The organism is Nakamurella lactea DSM 19367, assembly GCF_000426645.1.
Classification (GTDB): Bacteria; Actinomycetota; Actinomycetes; order Mycobacteriales; family Nakamurellaceae; genus Nakamurella; species Nakamurella lactea.
The window spans coordinates 91,037-111,468 of the sequence record NZ_AUFT01000015.1 but is presented as its reverse complement, the minus strand read 5'-3'; the positions used below and the strand labels follow the sequence as shown (position 1 = coordinate 111,468).

Genomic DNA, 20,432 nt, shown 5'->3' with positions numbered 1-20,432 from the left:
ACCGGGTCCACCGACAGTCGGCGGCAGCGACACCGGCCGGCCGGCGGCTACCGGGAAGCGACCAGCGCCACCAGGAACTGTCCGCCGCCGGGAGTGATGTCGGTGTCGACGTCGAGCTGCGGCGCCAGTCGGGAGAACCGGTCGACCAGCCAGTCGGCGGTCTGCCGGGCATCGTCGCGGCTGGGGCAACGGGCCACCACCTCGCGTCCGCCCTTGCGGCCCAACCGATCCGCCACCGCGATCAGCGGCGCCGGATCGGAGACGAACAGCCGTGTCGGCCACGGGACCACCGGTTTCACTGCACCCTTGCGGGTGTTGCAGGCGCGATGCGCCAGCCGCTCGCCGGCATCCTGATCGCCGCCCCTGCCCTTGGTCGCCTTGCGCGACTTGGCATCGGACTGGAGGCTGTCGACGCTCGGCCCGCGGGCATCGTTCACCGACTTCTGCGGATCGACGGGCTCGTCGCACAGCCAACACCGCCAGCCGTCCCGTTCGCCCACCTCGTCGAGTCTGCTCATCGGACCGACGTTAGTCGGTCGGTGCCGGTGCGCCGGGCCCCGGCTCCCCCCGCCCCGGCTCCCCACGCCCCGGCTGCGAACGGCCGTCCGGGGCCACTCCGGTGAGAACGGCGTCCGGATCCGACGAGACCCCGACACCCGCGGCGGCGGCTGCGGTCGCCGCCGGATCGTCGAGGTCGTCCAGCGAGGTGACCGCCTCGCCTCTGGCGACCATGCCGGACACGTCGGACAGCGGGATCTCCTTGATGAAGAAGGCCAGCACCAACGCGATCAGCACGAACGGCACCAGGTACCAGAACACCGGCGCCAGCGAATCTGCGTAGGCGGTCACGATGCCATCGCGGACCGGTTGCGGCAGCGTCTTGAGTGCGGACGGATCCAGCGAGGCGCCGGCGGCGCCGGCCTGCTCCGGCGACGCTCCGGCATCGACGAACACCTGCTGCAACTTGGTCGCCAGGTTCGTGGTGAAGATCGAGCCGAAGATGGCCACACCGAGCGATGCGCCGACCTCTCGGAAGTAGTTGTTCGTGCTGGTTGCGGAACCGATGTCCTTGGCGCCCACCGAGTTCTGCACGATCAGCACGATCACCTGCATGATGCACCCCAGGCCGAGGCCGAAGATGAACATCATCACGCAGACCAGCCAGATCGGCGTGTCGGCCGCCAGCGTCGTCATCCAGATCAGCGCCACCGCAGTGATGGCGGACCCGACGATCGGGTACATCCGGTACCTGCCGGTCCGGCTGATCGCGATACCGCTGCCGATCGCAGTGATCATCAGGCCACCCATCAACGGCAGCATCAGCAGCCCGGAGGCCGCGGCCGAGGTGCCTGAGGACATCTGCAGGAAGGTCGGCAAGAAGGCCAGCGCGGCGAACATGCCCAGCCCCAACACGAAGCCGATCGCGGTGGCATTGACGAAGATCCGGCTGCGGAACAGCGACAGCGGGATCACCGGATCGGCCGCCCGCCGCTCGATGGCGATGAACGCCAGCGCCGCGATGAACATCCCGGCGAAGATCAGCCAGGTGACCGGGCTGCCCCAGCCGAAGTTTTCGTTGCCGCCGAAGTCGGTGAAGAAGATCAAGCCGGTGGTGGCCAGCGACAGCGCCACGATGCCCGCGTAGTCGATCCGGTGCGCCGGCCGCTTGTTCGGCAGCTTCAGCGCGAAATAGGCGACGGCAAAGGCGATCACGCCGATCGGCAGGTTGATGTAGAAGCACCATTCCCAGGTGAGGTGGTCGACGAACAGCCCGCCGAGCAGCGGGCCGGCCACCGCCGAGATGCCGAACAGCGCGCCGAGCGGGCCCATGTACTTGCCGCGGTCCTTGGCCGGCACGATGTCGGCGATGATCGCCTGGGACAGGATCATCATGCCGCCACCGCCGAGGCCCTGGACGGCCCGGGAGATGATGAACGTCCAGAAGCTGCCGGAGAAGGCGGCGCCGGCCGAGCCGAGGGTGAAGATGGCGATCGCGAACAGGAACAGCCGGCGGCGGCCGAGCACATCGCCGAGCTTGCCGTAGATCGGCATCACCAGAGTGGTGGCCAGCAGGTACGCGGTGGTGACCCAGGCCTGATGCTCGACGCCACCGAGCTTGCCGACGATGGTCGGCAACGCGGTCGAGACGATGGTCTGGTCCAGGCTGGACAGCAGCATGCCGGCGAGCAGCGCGGAGAAGATGATCCAGATGCGGCGCTTGTCCAGCAGCATCGGCGCATCCTTGTTCACCGACACGGGGCCGGCGGGGGAGACAGCGGTGGTCATGACAGATCCTTGGCAGAGTTCGGGTGATGGAGAGGTGACGGACTGGAAAGAAAGGGCGCGGCGCGATTCCGGTGACGAACCGCTCAGCCGAGCAGATCCCTGGCGATGGACAGGTTCTGCGCCATCAGATCGGCGAACGATGCACCGTTGTGCTCGTCGGCGAACCGCTGGAAGCTGCGGCCGGTCACCGAGCCCACCAGGTCGACCGCGAGTTGGACCCGTGGAGCAGTCCGGTCGAGGTGCTCGCGTTCGGCGACCAGCTCGGCGAGTTCCTCGGAACGGGCGGCGATCCGCTTGCGGAACAGCGTGATCAGCCGGTGTTCGGTCTCGACGATCTGCCGGAACAACCGAAGCCGTTCCACGTCGAGACCGTCCGGCGTGCTGTCGATCAGCAGCGCGACCAGATCTTCGATCAGGTTGCCGCTCGGTCCTCCGGACAGGAACCGGGCCCGGAGCTCGGCGCTCGGCGTCTCCGGGTCGTTGAACAACGCATCTTCCTTGGTCGGGAAGTAGTTGAAGAAGGTGCGGCGGGAGACCCCGGCGCTGGCCGCCAGTTCGTCGACGGTGAAGCCGTCGAAGCCGTGTTCGGCGGTCAACCGGAGGGCGGCCAGCGCTATCCGGTGGCCGGTCTCGCGGCGTTTGGTCTCGCGAAGACCGCGCTCAGGGGTCGCGATTGCACTATCGATCACAAAGTGCAGTCTTGCACTCTGGCGATTGGAGTGCAAATATTCTCCGCTGTGTCCCTGCGCACAGCGACGGGCCTCAGCTACCGGGATGCTGCCAGCGGAACCAGCCGGTGGCGCTGTGCCAATGCCCGCCGGCCGCGAGCACGTCGGCGATCGCGCGTTCCAGGCGGGACGTCCTGGGCAGCTCGTCGAGGGGACGGTCGGGCTCGTCGAAGGTGAATTCCAGCGCCGAGACGTCATCCACCCGTGGCGGGCCGGCGAGGGTGAACCGGCGTTGGAACGCCACGATGTTGGACCGCTCGTCCAGATACCCGGTCAGCTGCGGATCCAACAGCCAGGAGGCACAGACGGCGATCGGATGCCGCTCGTCGGGAAAATGTGCGGCGAAGAAGTCCCGCGCGGCCCGGATCGACGCGTCGCAGGCGGCCGGTGTGAGCCCACCGAGGAACCGGGGGATGTGCACGAACAGCACTGGATCGCCCTGCTGCACGGACAGGCCTGCGGCGCCGGCCGATGCGGCGACATCCGCGCCCGCCGAGAAGCGTTCGAACTGCAGTCTGCCAAGCTGGTAAAGCCGGCCGGTGAAGTGCAGCGTCAGCCAGTTCTGCTTGTCGAAACCCGGTGTGCCGTATCGCTTCCCGAAGACGTAGGCCTGGCGGCCGAGGTCGGCGAGGGTGGCCCGTCCGATGCGGTCGGGCACGCCGAACCGGCGATGCAGGTCACGGATCGACGGGAGCAGCGCCGCGTAGCAGATCAGGTAGCCGAGCCGGCCGAACTCGGTGCCGGCCGGCGGCAGCGGCAGGTCGAAGTCCTCGAGCCCCGCTCCCATCCCGTCCCGCACCCTCGAAGCTGCCGCCCGCAGGAACTCTCGTCGGTCGGTGTCCAGCCGGTCGGCCACGGACAGCGCGGCGGCGATGGCGTCGTACGGCACGGTCAGCTCGGCCAGCCGTTCGGCCAGGTCGGTGCCGGTGGGCAGCGGTAGGTCGGACACCTCAGCAGTGTGTCATCCGTCCGTCCGCCGACCGCCCGTCGCTGATCGGGCGAGAAACCGCCGGGTAGTCGCGGCCGAATCCTCCCCGATCCCGGCAAGATGACCAGATGCCTGAAACAGCACCACCGGTTGCGCCGTCGCGGCCGGCCGGCACGCACCGGCTGATCCGGATGTCCGGTCGCCGCACCGATGAGCAGCACCGGGTGGCCACGCCGCTCGAGCTGCTGTTCGACCTGACCTTCGTGGTCGCCTTCGGGTTCGCCGGCAACGAGCTGGCGCACACCATCGTCACCGGTCACGTCGGCGCCGGGTTGATCGGCTTCGCGGTCGCCATGTTCGCCACCTGCTGGGCCTGGATCAATTTCTCCTGGTTCGCCTCCGCCTTCGACACCGACGACTGGCTCTACCGGATCGTCACCATGGTGCAGATGGTCGGCGTGCTGATTCTGGCGCTGGGCATTCCGCCGCTGTTCAGCTCATTGGTCGCCGGCGCGCATCTCAACATCACCGGCATCGTGATCGGTTACGTGGTGATGCGGATCGCGATGGTCGTCCAGTGGCTGCGAGCCGCCCGACAATGCCCGGCGAACCGGCGGGCCGCCCTCACCTACGTGGTCGCCATCGTGGCGGCCCAGATCGGTTGGGTAACACTGATATTCCTGGACATCACGGTGCTCCCGCTGCTGCTGTGCGCACTGGCGCTGGACATCGTGGAGGGACTCGGGCCGGTGATCGCCGAACGCCGGCAACCGACCCCGTGGCACGCCGAGCACATCGCCGACCGGTACAGCGCGCTGGCGATCATCGCGCTCGGTGAGGGCGTCGTCGGCGCCGCTGCCGCGCTGTCCGCGGTGATCGAGGTCGAGCACGGCTGGACCTGGGAGGTCGCGTCGGTGGGCCTGGCCGGGATCGGGCTGACGCTGGGCATGTGGTGGTCGTACTTCACCCTGCCGTCCGGGGAGGCGCTGCAGGTGGCCCGCGGCAAGGGCTTCGTCTGGGGCTATGGCCAGATCCTGGTGTTCGCGGCGATCGCCGCGACCGGCGCCGGGCTGCACGTTGCCGCCCTGCAGATGGAGCAGCCAACCGCCGCGGGCGAGGCGGCGGCGGGCGGGGCCGCGGCGGCCGAGGCGCACGTCGGCGTCAGCGCTGCGGTGCTGGCGGTTGCGGTCCCGGTGGCCGTGTTCACCGTTGCGCTGTACGGGCTGTACACCTACCTGGTGGGACAGTTCGACCGGTTCCATCTGCTGCTGCTCGGCGGCACCGTCGTCGTGCTGGCACTCGCGGTGCTGCTGGCCACCACCGGTGTGCCGCTGCCGATCTGTCTGTTGCTGCTGGCGCTGGCACCCGCGGTGACCGTCGTCGGGTACGAAACGGTCGGCCATGCCCATCAGGAGCGGGTGCTCGAACGGCTTCGGAGCGGGGTGGCCGATCGCCCGGCGGCGGCAGAACCTCGCCCGGCGCCCCGCTAGGCTGACCGAACCGCGACCTGCGCCCCTGCAGGCCGCATGTCGAACAGGAGCCAGTCGTGTCCGTGCCCGCAGCCCAGCCCACCGCGCCTGCCAGCGTGAGGGTGCCGGCGGGCACTACCGCCTCGGCCGCGATCGGGGAGGCCGGGCTGCCGCGGACCGGCCCGCAGGCGATCGTCGTGGTCAGGGACGCCGACGGACGGCTCCGCGACCTGGCCTGGACACCCGAGTCCGACGCCGAGGTCGAACCGGTGGCGGCCGACACCGACGACGGCCGCAGTGTGATCAGGCACTCGACCGCGCACGTGCTTGCCCAGGCGGTGCAACAGCAGTTCCCGGAGGCCAAGCTCGGTATCGGGCCGCCGATCCGCGACGGCTTCTACTACGACTTCGATGTCGAAACGCCGTTCACCCCCGAGGATCTGGTCGCCCTCGAGAAGCGGATGAACAAGATCATCAAGTCCGGGCAGCGGTTCTCCCGCAGGGTGTTCGACTCCAGGGAGCAGGCGCGGGCGGAGCTGGCCGGCGAGCCGTACAAGCTCGAGCTGATCGACCTCAAGGGCACCGACAGCACCGAGGCCGACGCCGCTTCGGCGGACACTGCGGAGGACGACGCCAGCTCGGTGGAGGTCGGCGGCGCCGACCTGACCATCTACGACAACGTGCACGCGCACACCGGGGAGACGGTCTGGAGCGACCTGTGCCGCGGACCGCACCTGCCAACGACCAAATACATCCCGGCGTTCACGTTGACCCGCTCGTCGGCGGCGTACTGGCGGGGTGATCAGAACAACGCCGACCTGCAGCGGATCTACGGAACCGCCTGGGAGTCGCAGGAAGCCCTCGACGCCCATCTGGAGCGACTCGCCGAGGCCGAGCGCCGCGACCACCGCAAGCTGGGCGTCGAGCTCGACCTCTTCAGCTTCCCGGACGAGCTGGGCTCCGGCCTGGTGGTCTTCCATCCGAAAGGCGGAATCCTGCGCCGCGAGTTGGAGGGTTACGTCCGGCAGCGGCACATCGACGAGGGTTTCGACTTCGTCAACACCCCGCACATCTCCAAGGAGGGGCTGTTCCATCTCTCCGGGCACCTGCCGTACTACGCCGACGGCATGTTCCCGCCGATGGAGATGGAGGGCAGCCGGTACTACCTCAAGGCGATGAACTGCCCGATGCACAACCTGATCTACCGCTCCCGCAACCGTTCGTACCGTGAGCTGCCGCTGCGGCTGTTCGAGTTCGGCAGCGTCTACCGCAACGAGCTGTCCGGCGTGGTGCACGGACTGACCAGGGTCCGCGGGATGACGCAGGACGACTCGCACAGCTACTGCGCGCACGAACAGGCCGGCGACGAGGTCAAGAAGCTGCTCAATTTCGTGTTGAGTCTGCTGCGGGACTTCGGTCTCGACGACTTCTACCTGGAGCTGTCGACCAGGGACGACACCTCGAACAAGTTCATCGGCAGCGACGAGCAGTGGGCGGATGCGACCGCGTTGCTGGAGTCGGTGGCCCGCGAATCCGGTCTCGAGCTGGTGCCCGATCCGGGCGGCGCCGCCTACTACGGGCCGAAGATCTCGGTGCAGGCGCGGGACGCGATCGGCCGGACCTGGCAGATGTCGACCGTGCAGTACGACTTCAACCAGCCGCAGGGTTTCGACCTGACCTACCAGGCGGCCGATGGCACCCGGAAACAACCGGTGATGATCCATTCGGCGAAGTTCGGCTCCATCGAGCGCTTCATCGGGGTGCTCACCGAGCACTACGCCGGAGCGTTCCCGGCCTGGCTGGCGCCGGTGCAGGTGGTCGGCATCCCGGTCGCCGAGCAGTTCGCCGAACACCTCGACTCGGTGGCGGAGCTGCTGCGCGGCAAGGGAATCCGGGTGGATGTCGATCACTCGGACGAGCGGATGCAGAAGAAGATCCGTACCCACACCACGCAGAAGATCCCGTTCCAGCTGCTCGCCGGCGCCAAGGACGTCGAAGCAGCGGCGGTGTCCTTCAGGTTCCGCGACGGCGGCCAGATCAACGGGATCCCGGTCGCCGCTGCCGTCGACGCAATCGTCGACTGGGTGGCGCGCCGGGAGAACCGCGAGCCGACCGCAGAGGCGTTCGACGCGCTCGCGGCCACCGCGGCCACCGCGTCTGACGCGGCGGACGGTCCGGCGGCCGAAGGACAACACCGCGGGTGACGGACGATCCGGCAAAGCCTGAACTGGTGCCGCAGCAGGGAATCGGCGAACCCGACGGGTTCGCCAGGCTGTGGACCCCGCACCGGTTGGCGTACATCCAGGGCGGTGCCGCCGACCCGGCGCCGGCCGCCACCGATGCCGGCAGGGCCTGCCCGTTCTGCCAGATCCCGTCCCTGCCGGATGCCGAGGCGCTGATCGTCGCCCGCGGCCAGCGGGTGTACGCGGTGCTCAATCTGTATCCGTACAACCCCGGTCACCTGATGCTGGTGCCCTACCGGCACATCCCGGACTACACCGATCTCGACGCCGCCGAGCTGGCCGAGTTCTCCGACTTCACCAGGCGGGCACTGACCGTGATCCGTTCGGTGTCGGCGCCGGACGGCTTCAACATCGGGATCAACGTCGGTGCTGCCGGCGGCGCCGGAATCGCGCCGCACCTGCACCAGCACGTGGTGCCGCGGTGGTCCGGCGACGCCAACTTCATGCCGGTGGTCGGTCACACCAAGGTGTTGCCGCAGCTGCTCGGTGAGACCCGCGACCAACTCGCCAAGGCCTGGTAGCCGCAGATGCTCAATTCCGTTGCCCGCTCCGCGGTGTCCAAGGTGGTCGACCCGATCGGCCGCGCGTTCCTGCGGATCGGGCTGACGCCGGATGCCGTCACCCTGATCGGCACCGCCGGGGTGGTGATCGGCGCCGTCGTGCTGTTCCCGCTCGGGCACCTACTCGCCGGCACCCTGGTGATCACCGCCTTCGTGCTGTTCGACCTGATCGACGGCGCGATGGCCAGAGCCCGCGGGCACGGCACCGACTTCGGCGTGGTGCTGGATGCCACCTGCGACCGGATCGCCGATGGCGCCGTGTTCGGCGCCATCGCCTACTACTGCTTCACCAGGGGCGACGCACCGGAGATCGGCGTGGCCGCGCTGATCTGCCTGGTCACCGCGCAGGTCATTTCCTACGTCAAGGCCAGGGCCGACTCGGTGAACCTGAAGATCGGCGGCGCACTGGCCGAACGTGCCGAACGAAACCTGTTGGCGCTCTTCGGCACGGGTCTCGCCGGCATGGGCATCCCGCACGTCCTGGCGATCCTGCTGTGGATCCTGGCCGCGGCCAGCGCCGCCACCGTGGTGCAGCGACTGCTGCAGGTGCGGAAGGCCTACCTGGACCGGGAATCGACCGCGGCCACTGGTCCGGCACCGGACCGGGCACCTGGCCAGCAGCCGTGACCAGCGGCCGAGACCGGCTGGTCGGCACCGGCCTGACGGTCGGCTGGCGAGCGGCCCAACTGCTGCCGGAACCGGTCGCCGACACCGTTTTCCGGGCCGCGGCCGACCGGATCTTCCGGCGGCAGGGACCTCCGGTGATCCAGCTGGCGAAGAATCTCGCCCGGGTGCTGGGCGAGGCGGCTACCCCGGAGACACTCTCGGCCGTGGTGCACGAGGCCGTCCGCTCCTACGCCCGGTATTGGAAGGAGACCCTGCGGCTGGAATCGATGGACCTGGACGAGGTGCACCGCAGGGCGGTGGCCGGCACCACCGGGCTGGAGCACCTTGAACTGGCCAGGGAGCAGGGCCGCGGGGTGATTCTGGCGCTGCCGCACAGCGGAAACTGGGACATCGCCGGCCTGATGATCTGCCGGTTGCACGGCGCGATGACGACGGTCGCCGAACGGCTGGAGCCGGAGTCGTTGTTCCGCCGGTTCGTCGATTTCCGGGAGTCGTTGGGAATGGAGGTGCTGCCGCTCACCGGCGCCGGCGCCTCGGTGTCCGGGATCCTCAAGGACCGGCTGAACGCCGGCGGCATCGTCTGTCTGCTGGCCGACCGCGACCTGTCCCGGAGCGGGATCGACGTCGACTTCTTCGGTGAACGGACCAGGATGCCGCCCGGGCCGGCCATGCTCGCATCGCTGACCGGTGCGGCGCTGTGCCCGGTCCACCTCAGTTACGACGGAACGGGGTGGCGGCAGCGGGTCTTTCCCCCGGTGGAGCCGACCGGGGTCCGCCTGCGGGACAAGGTCGCCGGCGCCACCCAGGCGATGGCCGACATATTCCAAGCGGCCATCGCCGAGTATCCGGCAGACTGGCACATGATGCAGCCACTGTGGACCGCCGATCTGCGGGCAACTCCGGAGCAGACCTCGCCGACCGGACGAACCCGTGGCGCCGTCGCGAGTGAGCTCGGAGAGCTCTCGTGAGGGTCGGGCTGGTCTGCCCGTACTCGCTGGACATTCCCGGCGGCGTCCAGGCACATGTCGCCGACCTGGCGAGGACTCTCATCGGGATGGGCCACGAGGTCTCGGTGCTCGCCCCCGGCGATGACGACGGTGACTATCCGGATTTCGTCGTGCCGGCCGGCCGCAGCGTCGGCATTCCCTACAACGGCTCGGTGGCCAGGCTGGCCTTCGGCCCGGTGTCCTATGCCAGGGTGCGGCGGTGGATCAGGGCGGCCGATTTCGACGTGCTGCACGTGCACGAGCCGGTGGCACCCAGCCTGTCGTTGCTGGCCACCATGGTCGCCGATGGGCCGATCGTCGCCACCTTCCACACCTCGAACCCGCGGTCGCGGATGCTGGCCGCGTTCCAGCCGGTGCTGCAACCTTTCCTGGAGAAGATCACCGGTCGGATCGCCGTCAGCGAACTGGCCAGGCAGGTCCAGGTCGAGCACCTGGACGGCGACGCGGTGATCATTCCGAACGGGGTGGACGTCGACTTCTTCGCCAATGCCGAACCGCTGCCCGGGTATCCCAGGCCCGGCGGCACCATCGGTTTCGTCGGCCGGTTCGACGAACCGCGCAAGGGGATGACGATCCTGCTGCAGGCGGTGCGGCGGCTGCTGCCCCGTCATCCCGACCTGCAACTGCTGGTGGCCGGCAGCGGTGACCACGACGACCTCATCAAGGCTGCCGGGCCGCTGGTGGCGCCGCACCTGGTGAACCTGGGCAGGGTGAGCGATGCGGAGAAGGCCAGGCTGCTGCGCTCGGTGGATGTCTACTGTGCGCCGAACACCGGCGGCGAGAGCTTCGGCATCATCCTCACCGAGGCGATGAGCGCAGGGACGCCGGTGGTGGCCAGCGACCTGGACGCCTTCGCCAGCGTGCTCGACGGCGGCAGCGCCGGGCTGCTCACCCCGGTGGGCGACTCTGCCGGCCTGGCCGCCGGCCTGGCCGACCTGCTCGACCAGCCCGACAAGGCACAGGCGTTGGCCGAGCACGGCCGGGAGGTGGTCGCGGCCTACGACTGGAAGACGGTGGCCAGGACCGTGGTCAAGGTCTACGAGACGGTGATCGCCGCCGATCCGCGGCACGTGGTGGAAGTGGACTGACCCCGGCTGTTGGATCCTGACGTCGCCGTTGGATCCGGACGTCGCCGGTCCATGCCATCCTTTCAGGATGACGACGACCATTATCGCCGTAGTCGTCGTGTTGTTGCTGATCGCGGCATTGCGACTGTGGCTCACGGCCAACCGACTCGACCGGCTGCACGTTCGTACCGAGGCCGCCTGGGCGGCACTGGAGGGCGCCCTGTCCCGCCGGGTGGTGGCGGCCAGGGCGGTGGCCGCCGCCGGCGGCCTGCCGCCGGAGCGGGCGGCGCTGCTGCGCGGCATCGCCCGGCAGGCCGACGACGCGGACCGGGCCAGGCGGGCGGCCGCCGAGAACGAACTGTCCCACGCACTGGCCGAGCTGCCGCCGACGGTACCGGCCGACCTGCACGGCGAACTCGACGATGCGCAGGAGCGGATGACCCTGGCCAAGCGCTTCTACAACGACGCCGTCCGCGACACCAGGGCATTGCGGGAGGCGTGGTTCACCCGGCTGTTCCGGTTGGCCGGCAGCGCCGCGATGCCCGAGTACTTCCAGGTGACGGAGTACCCGACCGTCGATCTGCGCAAGACCAGCGTCGCCGGCAACAGGCAGCCCGATGGGTCGTCACCGCTGTCCACCGGTCCGGTTTCCGGGCCGGGAGTCGACCCGCAGACCATCGACCCGATCAGCGGCGTCCGGCGGTCCGGCCGGGTCGTGGTGCTCGACGAGGCCGGCCGGGTGCTGCTGTTCCACGGGACCGACCCCGGGCGGCCGGGCGAGTCCGGCTTCTGGGTGACCCCCGGGGGCGGCACCGAACCGGGCGAGGACGAACTGGCCTGCGCGGTGCGCGAATTGCGCGAGGAGACCGGCATCGTGGTCGAGCCGGCCGAACTCGGCGGGCCGATCTGGATCCGCAAGGTGCAGTTCGAGTTCATGGGGGAGTTGCTGTTCTCCGAGGAGACATTCTTCACCCTGCGGTTGCCCGGCGGCCAGGTCGACATCGACATCTCCGGATTCACCGAGCTGGAATGCAACACCGTCGACGGCCACCGCTGGTGGAGCGCCGCCGAGCTCGTCGAGTCCGGCGAGATCGTGTACCCGGTGGAGCTGCCGGCCCGGCTGGGGGAGGTCGCCGACATGCTGCCGACGATGGTCCGTACCTCCACCCCTGCGGCCATCGATTGACCTACGGTGGGCCCCGGACCGGAGGCAGTTCGGGAATTCCGGTCGGGAACTGACACGCCGAGGGACAGGAGCTGCCGACCGTGCAACGCCGTCTGATCGCCCGGGCGCTGATCGTGCTGATCGCCGTCGCCGTACTGGCCGGATGTACCACCGCGACCGGAGGTTCCGGGGCCGCCGCACCCGGCGACCTCGCCGCACTTGCCGCCTCGGCCTCGTCGGCGGCGGAGCAGTCGCGGGCGGCCCTGGCGGCCAGGCAGGAGGCCGCGGCGAGGGCGATCGCCGCGGCAAAGGCCAGGGCGGCGGCAGCGAAGGCGAAGGCCACCAAGGCGGCGGCGGCGAAGGCCGCGGCGAAGGCGAAGGCCGCCCAGCTCGCGAAGGCGAAGGCCGAGAAGGCAGCGGCGGCGAAGGCGAAGGCCGCGAAGCTCGCTGCGGCGAAGGCCAGAGCCGCGGCCGCGCGCAGCCGCGCGGCGGCCGCCAAGGCGGCGGCCGCGCGGATAGACCCGTTGACCGGTCGGGCCCGCAGCCGGAACCCCGTGATCGCGGTCAAGCTGGACAACACGTCCGCCGGCCGCCCGCAGTTCGGCGTCGATTCGGCCGACATCGTCTACGTCGAAGAGGTCGAGGGCGGGCTCACCCGGCTGATCGCGCTGTTCCACACGACACTGCCCACCGAGGTCGGACCGGTCCGCAGTGTGCGGAGCACCGACACCCAGCTGCTGCCCGCCTACGGCCGCCCGCTGTTGGTGTATTCGGGTGGCGCCGGTGGCCCGTTGAGCATGCTGGCCGCCAGCCGGGTGACCGATGCGGCGCCGTACGCCGCGACCTGGCGGTCCGGCGCGAAACCGGCGCCGTACAACTTGCACGCCAACCTGCAGCAGGTGGCGTCCGCGTACCGTGCGGCAGCCGGTCACGACCCGGCGCTACAGGCGCCGGGGATGCAGTTCCAGTCCGGGTTTCCGAAGGACCAGAAGTGGACCTCAGGGCCGTCCGTCGATGTCCGGATCGGCAACGTACACACCGCGTTCCAATGGACCGGCAAGGGGTACCGGGTGATGCCCGCCGGCGCTCCGGGCACTGCCGCGAACGGCACTCCACTGATCGCCCAGAACGTGCTGGTGCAGCGGGTGCACGACGACCCGGACGGGACGGTCGACTCGGTCGGGTCGCCCTCGATGCTGACCAGGACGGTCGGCGGCGGCGAGTTCGTCCTCTACCGCAACGGGCGGGCGACCACCGGACGTTGGTCGCGTGGTACCGCGGAATCGCCGACCGGCTACCGCGACAGCGCCGGCCGGCAGGTGAAATTTGCCCCGGGCAAGACCTGGGTGCTGTTGGTCCCGCAGAGCGGCGCGGTCAACGGTCGCTGACCGGCTTCGCCGCCCCAACCGGCGCCGCCCGAACCGGCGACACGCGACGGGGCGTCTCGCGAGGAAGTCTCGGTTCGGTGCTCTACCGTGTGAGCCGTGACTTCTCGGAAGAATGTCCGTCTCGTGACGGCTCTTGCTGGCGTGACCTGGTTGCTCGCGTCCCTCAGTGCGTGTAGCTCGGATACCCCGGCGCCCGAGACCGTTACCTCGGTCACCAACGTGGCGGCCAGCACGCCGCCGGTCGCCAGCTCGGCGACCCCGACGACACCGGCCAAGACGGTGACGGCCACCACCCGGCCGAAGCCGGTGGCCAAGAGCACCGTCAGCCGCCCGCCGACCGCGGCCAAGGACCTGCTGACCGGACTCAAGCCGAACGGCGGTCCGGTGATCGCCGCCAAGATCGACAACACCAGCGCCGGCTTCCCGCAGTTCGGCGTCGCCGATGCCGACATCGTCTACGTGGAGCAGGTGGAGGGCGGGCTGACCAGGTTGATCGCGGTGTTCCACTCGACGCTGCCCGCCGAGGTGGGTCCGATCCGGAGCGTCCGGTCGACCGACGCCGAACTGCTGACCAGCTACGGCACACCGGGTCTCGCCTTCTCCGGGGGTGCCGGTGGTCCGCTGGCCGCGCTGGCCGCGACGCCGGTCGTCGACCTGTCGCCCGACCGGGCGGGCAGCGCCTACTGGCGCTCGGACGTCGGCGACGGTACGCACAACCTGCACGTCGATCTGGCCAGACTGGCCAACGACAACATCAGCGAGCTTGGCGCGCCGAAGTCGCCCGGATTCCATTTCGCCGCAACGGATCCGCGGGTGGCAGCGGCGCCGAAGGCGCCCGCCGTGTCGGTCACCATGCAGGCCGGGCGCACCGGGTTCGCGTTCACCGACGGCCGGTACGTGGTGAGCCACAAGGACAGTCCGTACGTCGACCACGACGGAACCGCGGTACTCGCCGACAACGTGCTGGTGCAGCACGTCACCGACGAGCCGGACGGCACGGTGGACTCGGTCGGCTCTCCGTCCTATCTGTCGCACACCATCGGCACCGGCAGCTTCACCCTGTTCCGTGACGGCCACCAGATCTCCGGGACCTGGAAGCGGGCCGCCGCAGCCGATCCGACCAGCTTCCTGGACAAGGCCGGCAAGCCGGTGCCGTTCAAGCCGGGCAAAACCTGGGTGCTGCTGGCGCCGCAGAGCGCCCAGGTCGACGTCGCCGGTTCCGCCGGCTGACCTGCCGCCGCTACTCGGGCCGGCCGTCGCGGAGTTCGCCGAGGTCCCAGAAGAGCCCGGCCATGATCTGCAGCGACTCCCGCATCAGCGGGGCCAGCAGGTGTTCGTCGGGTGCGTGCTGGGCGCAGCCGGGGTAGGAATGCGGGATCCAGATGGTCGGCAGGCCGAGCACGTCGGCGAACGCCTCGTTGGGCAGCGAGCCGCCGAGATTCGGTAGCAGCCCAGGCTCCTTACCCGTGGTGGCGCGCATCGACGCCAGTGCCCAGCGCACCCATGGGTCGTCCGGATCCAGCCGGGTGGCGTTCATCCCGTGCTCGACGGTGACGGCGACCATCTCGAATCCGTGGGCGTCGAGGTGTCCGCGCAGCACGGTCCCGATCGTCGCCGGGTCGGTGCCGACCACGAACCGGAGCTGGCAGAAGGCCCTGGCGTCAGCCGGTATGGCGTTGACCGGACCGTCCGGATCCCCGGCGACCATCGCCAGGATCTCCAGCGTGTTCCAGCCGAAGAGCCGTTCGGTGGGGGACAGGCCGGGCTCGCCCCAGCCGGGATCGACGGCCGGGCTGCCGGCGGACGAATCGACCGAGAGCTGTGCCAGCGCGCTGCGGACGGAGTCCGGAATCGCGGCCGGCCGCAGCCCGTCGACCAGCAACCGGCCCCGCTGGTCGACCATGCCGGCCAGGGCATTGGCGAGGACCACCGCCGGATTGCTGAGCACGCCGCCCCAGTTGCCCGAGTGGTGGCTCTCCGGCCTGGCCCGGTAGCTGAGCTCGAAGTTGCAGACGCCTCGGGAGCCGAGGAAGACGGTCGGCAGATCGGCGGACAGCCGTGGACCGTCCGAGGCCAGCAGCAGGTCGGCGGCCAGCTCGTCGCGATGCTGCGCACAGAGCTCGTTCAGGCCAGGTGAGCCGGATTCCTCGCCCATGTCGATGAGCAACGTGACGTTGTAGCCGAGCTTCCCGGCGCGAACGGTCAGCACCTGCTCGAGGGCACCGAGGTTGACCGTGTGCTGGCCCTTGTTGTCCGCGCTGCCCCGGCCGTACCAGCGGTCGCCCTCGACGGTCAGCCGCCAGGGATCGAGGCCCTCGCGCCACTGCTCGGGATGCGCGAGCTGGACGTCACCGTGCCCGTAGGTGAGCACGGTCGGCAGCTCGTCACCCTCGTGGCGATGCGCGATCAGGAACGGGTGCGCGGCGGACACCGGGTTGTCGACGATCCGGGCGGTGAACCCCATCCGCTCGACGTCGGCGACGATCGCATCGCTGAGGTAGGCCCGCAGCCGAGGGCCGGCCGCCGGATCCTGGCTCTCGGTCCGATGCGCGACGCGGCGCTCCAGATCGAGCCGGAACCGGCCGGAGTCGAAGTACTCGGTGGCGGCGGCAATCGCGGTGCTGCGGTTCAACTTCGGGCTCCAAGCATGTCTGGGTCTGTGGTCGGTACCCGTGCCCGGCTGGGCACGCCCGGCTAGGCCAGCCAGCCGGGGAAGGCGGTCACCGCACCTTGCGCAGCGGTCCGGTCGATCTGCGACAGCCGCCGAATGGCCTCCGTCAGCTGTTCTGGTGGTGCGGTGAACGGCAGTCGTAAGCAGGCTTCCATGGTGCCGTCCGGGCCGAACCGCGGGCCCGGCACCACCCGCACCCCGGCGGCCGGCGCCAGCCGTGCCAGCTCGGTGGCGTACGGCCCGGGGAGCCGGACCCAGAGCGAGGCGCCGCCGGCCGGATCGGTGGCCGACCAGTCCGGCAGGTATTCGGCCAGCGCCGCCCGGACGGCGGCAGCTCCGGCCGCGAGCCGGGCGGACTGCTGCTCGAGGGCGGCGGCCGGATCGGCCAGCAGGTGGCTGACGATCAACTGGTCGAGCACCGGCCCGGCCATGTCGCCGAGCGAGCGGGTCACCGCCAGCCGCTCCACGATGGCCGGGGTGGCCCGCACCCAGCCGATCCGGAGTCCGCCCCAGAACGCCTTGGACACCGACCCCAGGCTGATCACCGGACACCCCGACCCGCCCCGTCCACGCCCGGTCGCCCCGTCACCGAACGCGGACATCGGCGGCGGTAGCTGGTCCGATCCGGCGACGCCGAACGGCACGTCGCGGAACGACTCGTCGACCAGCAGGGTGCCCCCGGTACGCCTCGCCTGCTCGACCGCCCGCTCCCGGTCGGCGGCCGACATCAGGGCACCGGTCGGATTCTGGAAGTCGGGGATCAGGTACGACACCCGCGCGGCCGACTGGCGCAGAATCGCCCCGAACAGCTCGAGATCCCAAGCGGTGTCGGCATTGTCGCCGAGCGGCAGTGGAGTGGGCACCCGGTGGGCGGCCCGGATCGCGTCCAGTGCCACCGGGTATGTCGGGCACTCAAGCAACACCCGGTCGCCCGGGGAGGTCAACGAACTCAACGCCAGCCCGAACGCGTGTTGCGCGCCGCCGGTGATCAGGATGTGCTCGGCCGTGGTCGGCACCCCGGCGTCGCAGTACCGCTGGGCGACCTGGTCGCGCAGCACCGGCAGCCCGAACGGGAAGTACCCACTGCCGGCGGCGTAGCCGGGCAGCTCGCCCGTCGCCGCCTCGACCGCGCGCTGCAACGGCTCGGCCGGCGCCGGCAGGCTGGCGGTGGTGAGGTCGATCAGCGCCGGCTCGTCAGCGATCGCCGGCGCACCGAAGATGTCCGAGCGCCAGGCCGCGTGCTCCCGCGGGATGGCCAGCCGGCTGCCGGACCCACGGCGGGAGCTGAGCCACCCGTCATCCCGTAGTTGTTGGTAGGCCGCGGCCACCGTCGTCCGGGACACCCCGAGGGCCATGGCCAGGTCGCGCTCGCTGGGTAGGCCGATGCCGACCGTCAGCCGGCCGTTGAGGGTGGCCGCGCGAATCCGGTCGGCCACCCGACGATAGGTCGGTCCCTCGCCGGTGACCGGCCCGAGCCGCCGGACCAGGCTCGTCGCCGATACCCGGCCAGTTGTGGCAGTGGCACTGGTCATAGAGGCCACTTTCTCTCAATTGGCTATGGAAGTCCAGGCCGGTCGGTGGCGACGATGGTCCGGTGACCTCGATCCCCCCAGCACCGCAGGCCGGCGCTCTGCCCACGCACCACCGGTTCTCGCCGTTGCGGCTGCTGTCGCCGATTCCGGTGGATCGCCGGTCGCGTCGGTTCAGTCAGCTGTTCGCCGGGCTCTTCCTCTACGGCATCACGATGGGCCTGATGGTCAGGGCGGTCCTCGGCCTCGACCCGTGGGATGTCTTCCACCAGGGACTGACGTCGGTGGTGCCGCTGTCCTTCGGCACGGTGATCACCGGGGTGTCGGTGCTGGTGCTGCTGCTGTGGATCCCGCTGCGCCAGCGGCCGGGCTTCGGCACCATCGCGAACGCGCTGGTGATCGGCTGGACCACCGACGCCACCCTGGCGCTGATCCCGCCGGTCGACACGCTGGCCGTGCGGATCCCGATGATGGTGCTGGCGATCGTCGGCAACGCGTTCGCCGGAGCGCTCTACATCGGCGCCGGCCTCGGGCCCGGCCCGCGGGACGGGCTGATGACCGGCCTGGTGGCGCGGGGCGTCAGCTCGATCCGGTGGGTGCGGACCGGGATCGAACTGACCGTGCTGGCCGCCGGTTGGCTGCTGGGCGGCACGGTCGGGATCGGAACGGTGTTGTACGCGCTGTGCATCGGCCCGCTGCTGCACGTCCTTCTCCCGCGGATGACGGTGCGGCCGGCAACGGGCCGCCGGTCAGTGGAACTGCGGCACGATCAGGTAGATGCCGAACAGCACCACCGCGCCGGCGAAGGTCAGGCACCCGTAGCCCACTAGCCGCCACCAGAGCGGCCGGCCTGGGGTGGACACCTCGCCGGGTTCGGTTTCGTCCAGGGTCTTCCCGGTCGATCTGTTCAGGGCCAGGATCCCGAACGACACCGCGACCACCACCAGTACGGTGCTGATCAGGGTCGCAATGGTGACCTGTGCGAGGGCGTTCCAGTGGATCATCGGGTCCCCGGTCCGCTGCGGTTCTTGCCTTTTTTCTTGCCCTTCTTCTTCTTGCCCTTCTTCTTTTTCTTCCGCTTCTTGGGCATCACCAACGCGGCCGGCGCGGCCGGCGGCATGGTCGGCAACGGCGGCGGCTCGGTCTCACCGACATTGCCGGCGTGCACCGGGTTACGGCGGGCGATCAGCCAGATCGCCAGCGAGGCCAGCAGCAACACCACGAACATCGCCACCACGCCTGCGGTGCCGATCTGAATGACGAACGCCGCGACGGCTCCGACGGCCGCTGCCGCCGGCAGGGTGACCAGCCACGCCCAGACCATCCGGCGTGCGGTCTTCCAGCTGACCTTGCCGCCGCGACGGCCGAGGCCGGCGCCGACGATCGCCCCCGTGCTGACCTGCGTTGTGGACAGGCCGAAGCCCATGTGCGCCGACGACAGGATCGCCGCGGTCGAGGCGGTGGAGGCGGCGAAGCCCTGCAGCGGCGCCATCGACGTCAGCCCGTGCCCGAGGGTGCGCATGATCCGCCAGCCGCCGGACGCGGTGCCGAGCCCGATCGCCAGACCGGCCGTTATCACCACCCAGAAGGCGGGTCCGGTGCCGGAGGCCTGGTAGCCGCTGACGATCAGCACCAGGGTGATCACCCCCATCGTCTTCTGACCATCGGAGGTGCCGTGCGCGAGCGCCACCAGTGACGACGAGACCGCCTGCCCGTAGCGGAACCCGACGTTCATCTGCTTCTGGTCGCCGCGTCCGGAGATCCAGTAGCCGAGTCGGGTGGCCAGGGCTGCCACCAGGCCGGCGACCAACGGCGCGGCGACCGCCGGTACCAGCACCTTCGCCACCACCACGTCGAAGTGGACACCGGCGAACCCGGCGCCGACCAGCACCGCCCCGATCAGCCCGCCGAAAAGGGCGTGCGACGAGCTGGAGGGCAGGCCGAGCAGCCAGGTGACCAGATTCCACAGGATGGCGCCGACCAGCCCGGCGAACACGATCGCCGGCGTGACCAGGGCATCGTCGACGATCCCGCCGGAGATGGTCTTGGCCACCTCGGTGGACAGGAACGCCCCGGTCACGTTCAGCACCGCTGCCAGCACCACCGCGACCCGCGGGCTCATCGCCTTGGTGGCCACCGCCGTGGCGACGGCGTTGGCGCTGTCGTGGAAGCCGTTGGTGAAATCGAAGATCAGTGCGGTGATCACGACGAGGATCACGGTGAACAGTGCGGCTGTCATCCGGTCCTTCCATGATCTGGCCCGAATGGGGTCGGATGATGATCCTGCCGCGCCTGGTGTGGACGGTCGGCGGATACATTGAACCAATGTTCGATGTGATGACTGCAATCCACGTGCTCGTTGCCGTCTTCGCCGTCGGCCCGATGGCGATCCTGCCGATGATCGCACTGCGCGGCATCCGGGAGAAGCAGGCGCCACTGGTCGATTCGATGGCCAGGTCGACGTTCGTCTTCTCGCTGGTGTCGTTGGCGGTGGTGATCTTCGGCTTCGGTGCTCTCGGGACGGCGCCGGAGCAGCGGGACTGGTCGTTCGGATCGCTGTGGATCTGGCTGTCGATCGTGCTCTACCTGGTGGCGCTCGGCCTGATGCTCGGCCTGGTGGTGCCGACGATGCGCGCCGCCGCTGACGGGCTGCGCAGCGCGGCCGACAGCGTGCAGAGCGGCTACTCGAAGGTGGCCGCCGGCAGCGGCGTCGCCACCCTGCTGCTGGTGGCCGTGGTCGTCCTGATGGTGACGAAACCGTAGG

Annotated in this window: 19 protein-coding genes; 11 read left to right on the top strand and 8 right to left on the bottom strand. The window is 69.9% G+C overall.

Annotated features, from left to right (window positions below):
* Positions 1-47: 47 nt before the first annotated feature.
* The 4 genes from K340_RS0114875 to K340_RS36260 form a co-directional block, all read right to left on the bottom strand.
* Positions 48-518 (bottom strand): hypothetical protein, encoded by a 471-nt coding sequence (locus tag K340_RS0114875; RefSeq protein WP_029137296.1) that lies wholly within the window; start codon positions 516-518, stop codon positions 48-50.
* Positions 519-528: 10 nt separating this feature from the next.
* Entirely contained in the window at positions 529-2,286 is a 1,758-nt protein-coding gene (locus K340_RS30310; RefSeq protein WP_084614489.1) for an MDR family MFS transporter, read from the bottom strand.
* 83 nt (positions 2,287-2,369) lie between these two features.
* The gene (locus K340_RS35210) at positions 2,370-2,975 is read right to left on the bottom strand and encodes a TetR family transcriptional regulator (RefSeq protein WP_211229450.1); all 606 of its coding nucleotides are present in this window, start codon (positions 2,973-2,975) and stop codon (positions 2,370-2,372) included.
* A gap of 73 nt (positions 2,976-3,048) precedes the next feature.
* Positions 3,049-3,963, bottom strand: a complete 915-nt coding sequence (locus K340_RS36260) for an acyltransferase domain-containing protein (protein WP_029137295.1) — start codon at positions 3,961-3,963, stop codon at positions 3,049-3,051.
* 170 nt (positions 3,964-4,133) lie between these two features.
* Between K340_RS36260 and K340_RS30300 the strand changes: the two genes are divergently transcribed.
* The 9 genes from K340_RS30300 (at position 4,134) to K340_RS30275 (ending at position 14,698) form a co-directional block, all read left to right on the top strand.
* Entirely contained in the window at positions 4,134-5,432 is a 1,299-nt protein-coding gene (locus tag K340_RS30300; RefSeq protein ID WP_051266464.1) for a low temperature requirement protein A, read from the top strand.
* A 56-nt stretch (positions 5,433-5,488) separates the two neighbouring features.
* Positions 5,489-7,615 carry a threonine--tRNA ligase gene (gene thrS / locus K340_RS30295; protein ID WP_084614487.1) on the top strand — a complete coding sequence of 709 codons (2,127 nt, stop codon included), beginning with the start codon at positions 5,489-5,491 and terminating at the stop codon, positions 7,613-7,615.
* Positions 7,612-8,175 (top strand): HIT family protein, encoded by a 564-nt coding sequence (locus K340_RS0114845; protein WP_037364852.1) that lies wholly within the window; start codon positions 7,612-7,614, stop codon positions 8,173-8,175. Before thrS ends, K340_RS0114845 begins: the two co-directional genes overlap by 4 nt.
* A 6-nt stretch (positions 8,176-8,181) precedes the next feature.
* A complete protein-coding gene (gene pgsA / locus K340_RS0114840) occupies positions 8,182-8,841 on the top strand; it encodes a phosphatidylinositol phosphate synthase (RefSeq protein WP_029137293.1) in 660 nt (219 codons plus the stop codon).
* Entirely contained in the window at positions 8,838-9,809 is a 972-nt protein-coding gene (locus tag K340_RS30290) for a phosphatidylinositol mannoside acyltransferase (protein WP_051266396.1), read from the top strand. Before pgsA ends, K340_RS30290 begins: the two co-directional genes overlap by 4 nt.
* Positions 9,806-10,936, top strand: a complete 1,131-nt coding sequence (locus K340_RS0114830; RefSeq protein WP_029137292.1) for a glycosyltransferase family 4 protein — start codon at positions 9,806-9,808, stop codon at positions 10,934-10,936. Before K340_RS30290 ends, K340_RS0114830 begins: the two co-directional genes overlap by 4 nt.
* A 67-nt stretch (positions 10,937-11,003) precedes the next feature.
* The gene (locus K340_RS0114825) at positions 11,004-12,101 is read left to right on the top strand and encodes an NUDIX hydrolase (protein WP_029137291.1); all 1,098 of its coding nucleotides are present in this window, start codon (positions 11,004-11,006) and stop codon (positions 12,099-12,101) included.
* An 80-nt stretch (positions 12,102-12,181) separates the two neighbouring features.
* A complete protein-coding gene (locus tag K340_RS30280) occupies positions 12,182-13,468 on the top strand; it encodes a DUF3048 domain-containing protein (protein WP_051266394.1) in 1,287 nt (428 codons plus the stop codon).
* A 123-nt stretch (positions 13,469-13,591) separates the two neighbouring features.
* Complete coding sequence (locus K340_RS30275; protein ID WP_154674275.1) at positions 13,592-14,698, top strand: DUF3048 domain-containing protein; 1,107 nt, start codon at positions 13,592-13,594, stop codon at positions 14,696-14,698.
* Positions 14,699-14,708: 10 nt separating this feature from the next.
* On the opposite strand, the gene K340_RS0114810 is transcribed toward K340_RS30275, so the two are convergent.
* Together K340_RS0114810 and yczR are read right to left on the bottom strand one after the other, a co-directional pair.
* Entirely contained in the window at positions 14,709-16,100 is a 1,392-nt protein-coding gene (locus K340_RS0114810; protein WP_029137290.1) for a M20 family metallopeptidase, read from the bottom strand.
* Positions 16,101-16,162: 62 nt separating this feature from the next.
* A complete protein-coding gene (yczR, locus tag K340_RS30270) occupies positions 16,163-17,671 on the bottom strand; it encodes a MocR-like transcription factor YczR (RefSeq protein ID WP_051266391.1) in 1,509 nt (502 codons plus the stop codon).
* Positions 17,672-17,883: 212 nt separating this feature from the next.
* On the opposite strand from yczR, the gene yczE reads away from it, so the two are divergent.
* Positions 17,884-18,498 (top strand): membrane protein YczE, encoded by a 615-nt coding sequence (yczE, locus tag K340_RS30265; protein WP_084614502.1) that lies wholly within the window; start codon positions 17,884-17,886, stop codon positions 18,496-18,498.
* On the opposite strand, the gene K340_RS0114795 is transcribed toward yczE, so the two are convergent.
* Both K340_RS0114795 and K340_RS30260 read right to left on the bottom strand, forming a co-directional pair.
* Complete coding sequence (locus K340_RS0114795) at positions 18,418-18,672, bottom strand: hypothetical protein (protein ID WP_029137289.1); 255 nt, start codon at positions 18,670-18,672, stop codon at positions 18,418-18,420. The two genes, yczE and K340_RS0114795, sit on opposite strands and share 81 nt — an antisense overlap.
* Complete coding sequence (locus K340_RS30260; RefSeq protein ID WP_051266390.1) at positions 18,669-19,907, bottom strand: inorganic phosphate transporter; 1,239 nt, start codon at positions 19,905-19,907, stop codon at positions 18,669-18,671. The genes K340_RS0114795 and K340_RS30260 overlap by 4 nt, the downstream gene beginning before the upstream one ends.
* A 98-nt stretch (positions 19,908-20,005) precedes the next feature.
* Here K340_RS30260 and K340_RS0114785 point away from each other — a divergent pair, with 98 nt between their 5' ends.
* Entirely contained in the window at positions 20,006-20,431 is a 426-nt protein-coding gene (locus K340_RS0114785) for a DUF2269 family protein (RefSeq protein ID WP_245599569.1), read from the top strand.
* Position 20,432 lies beyond the last annotated feature (1 nt).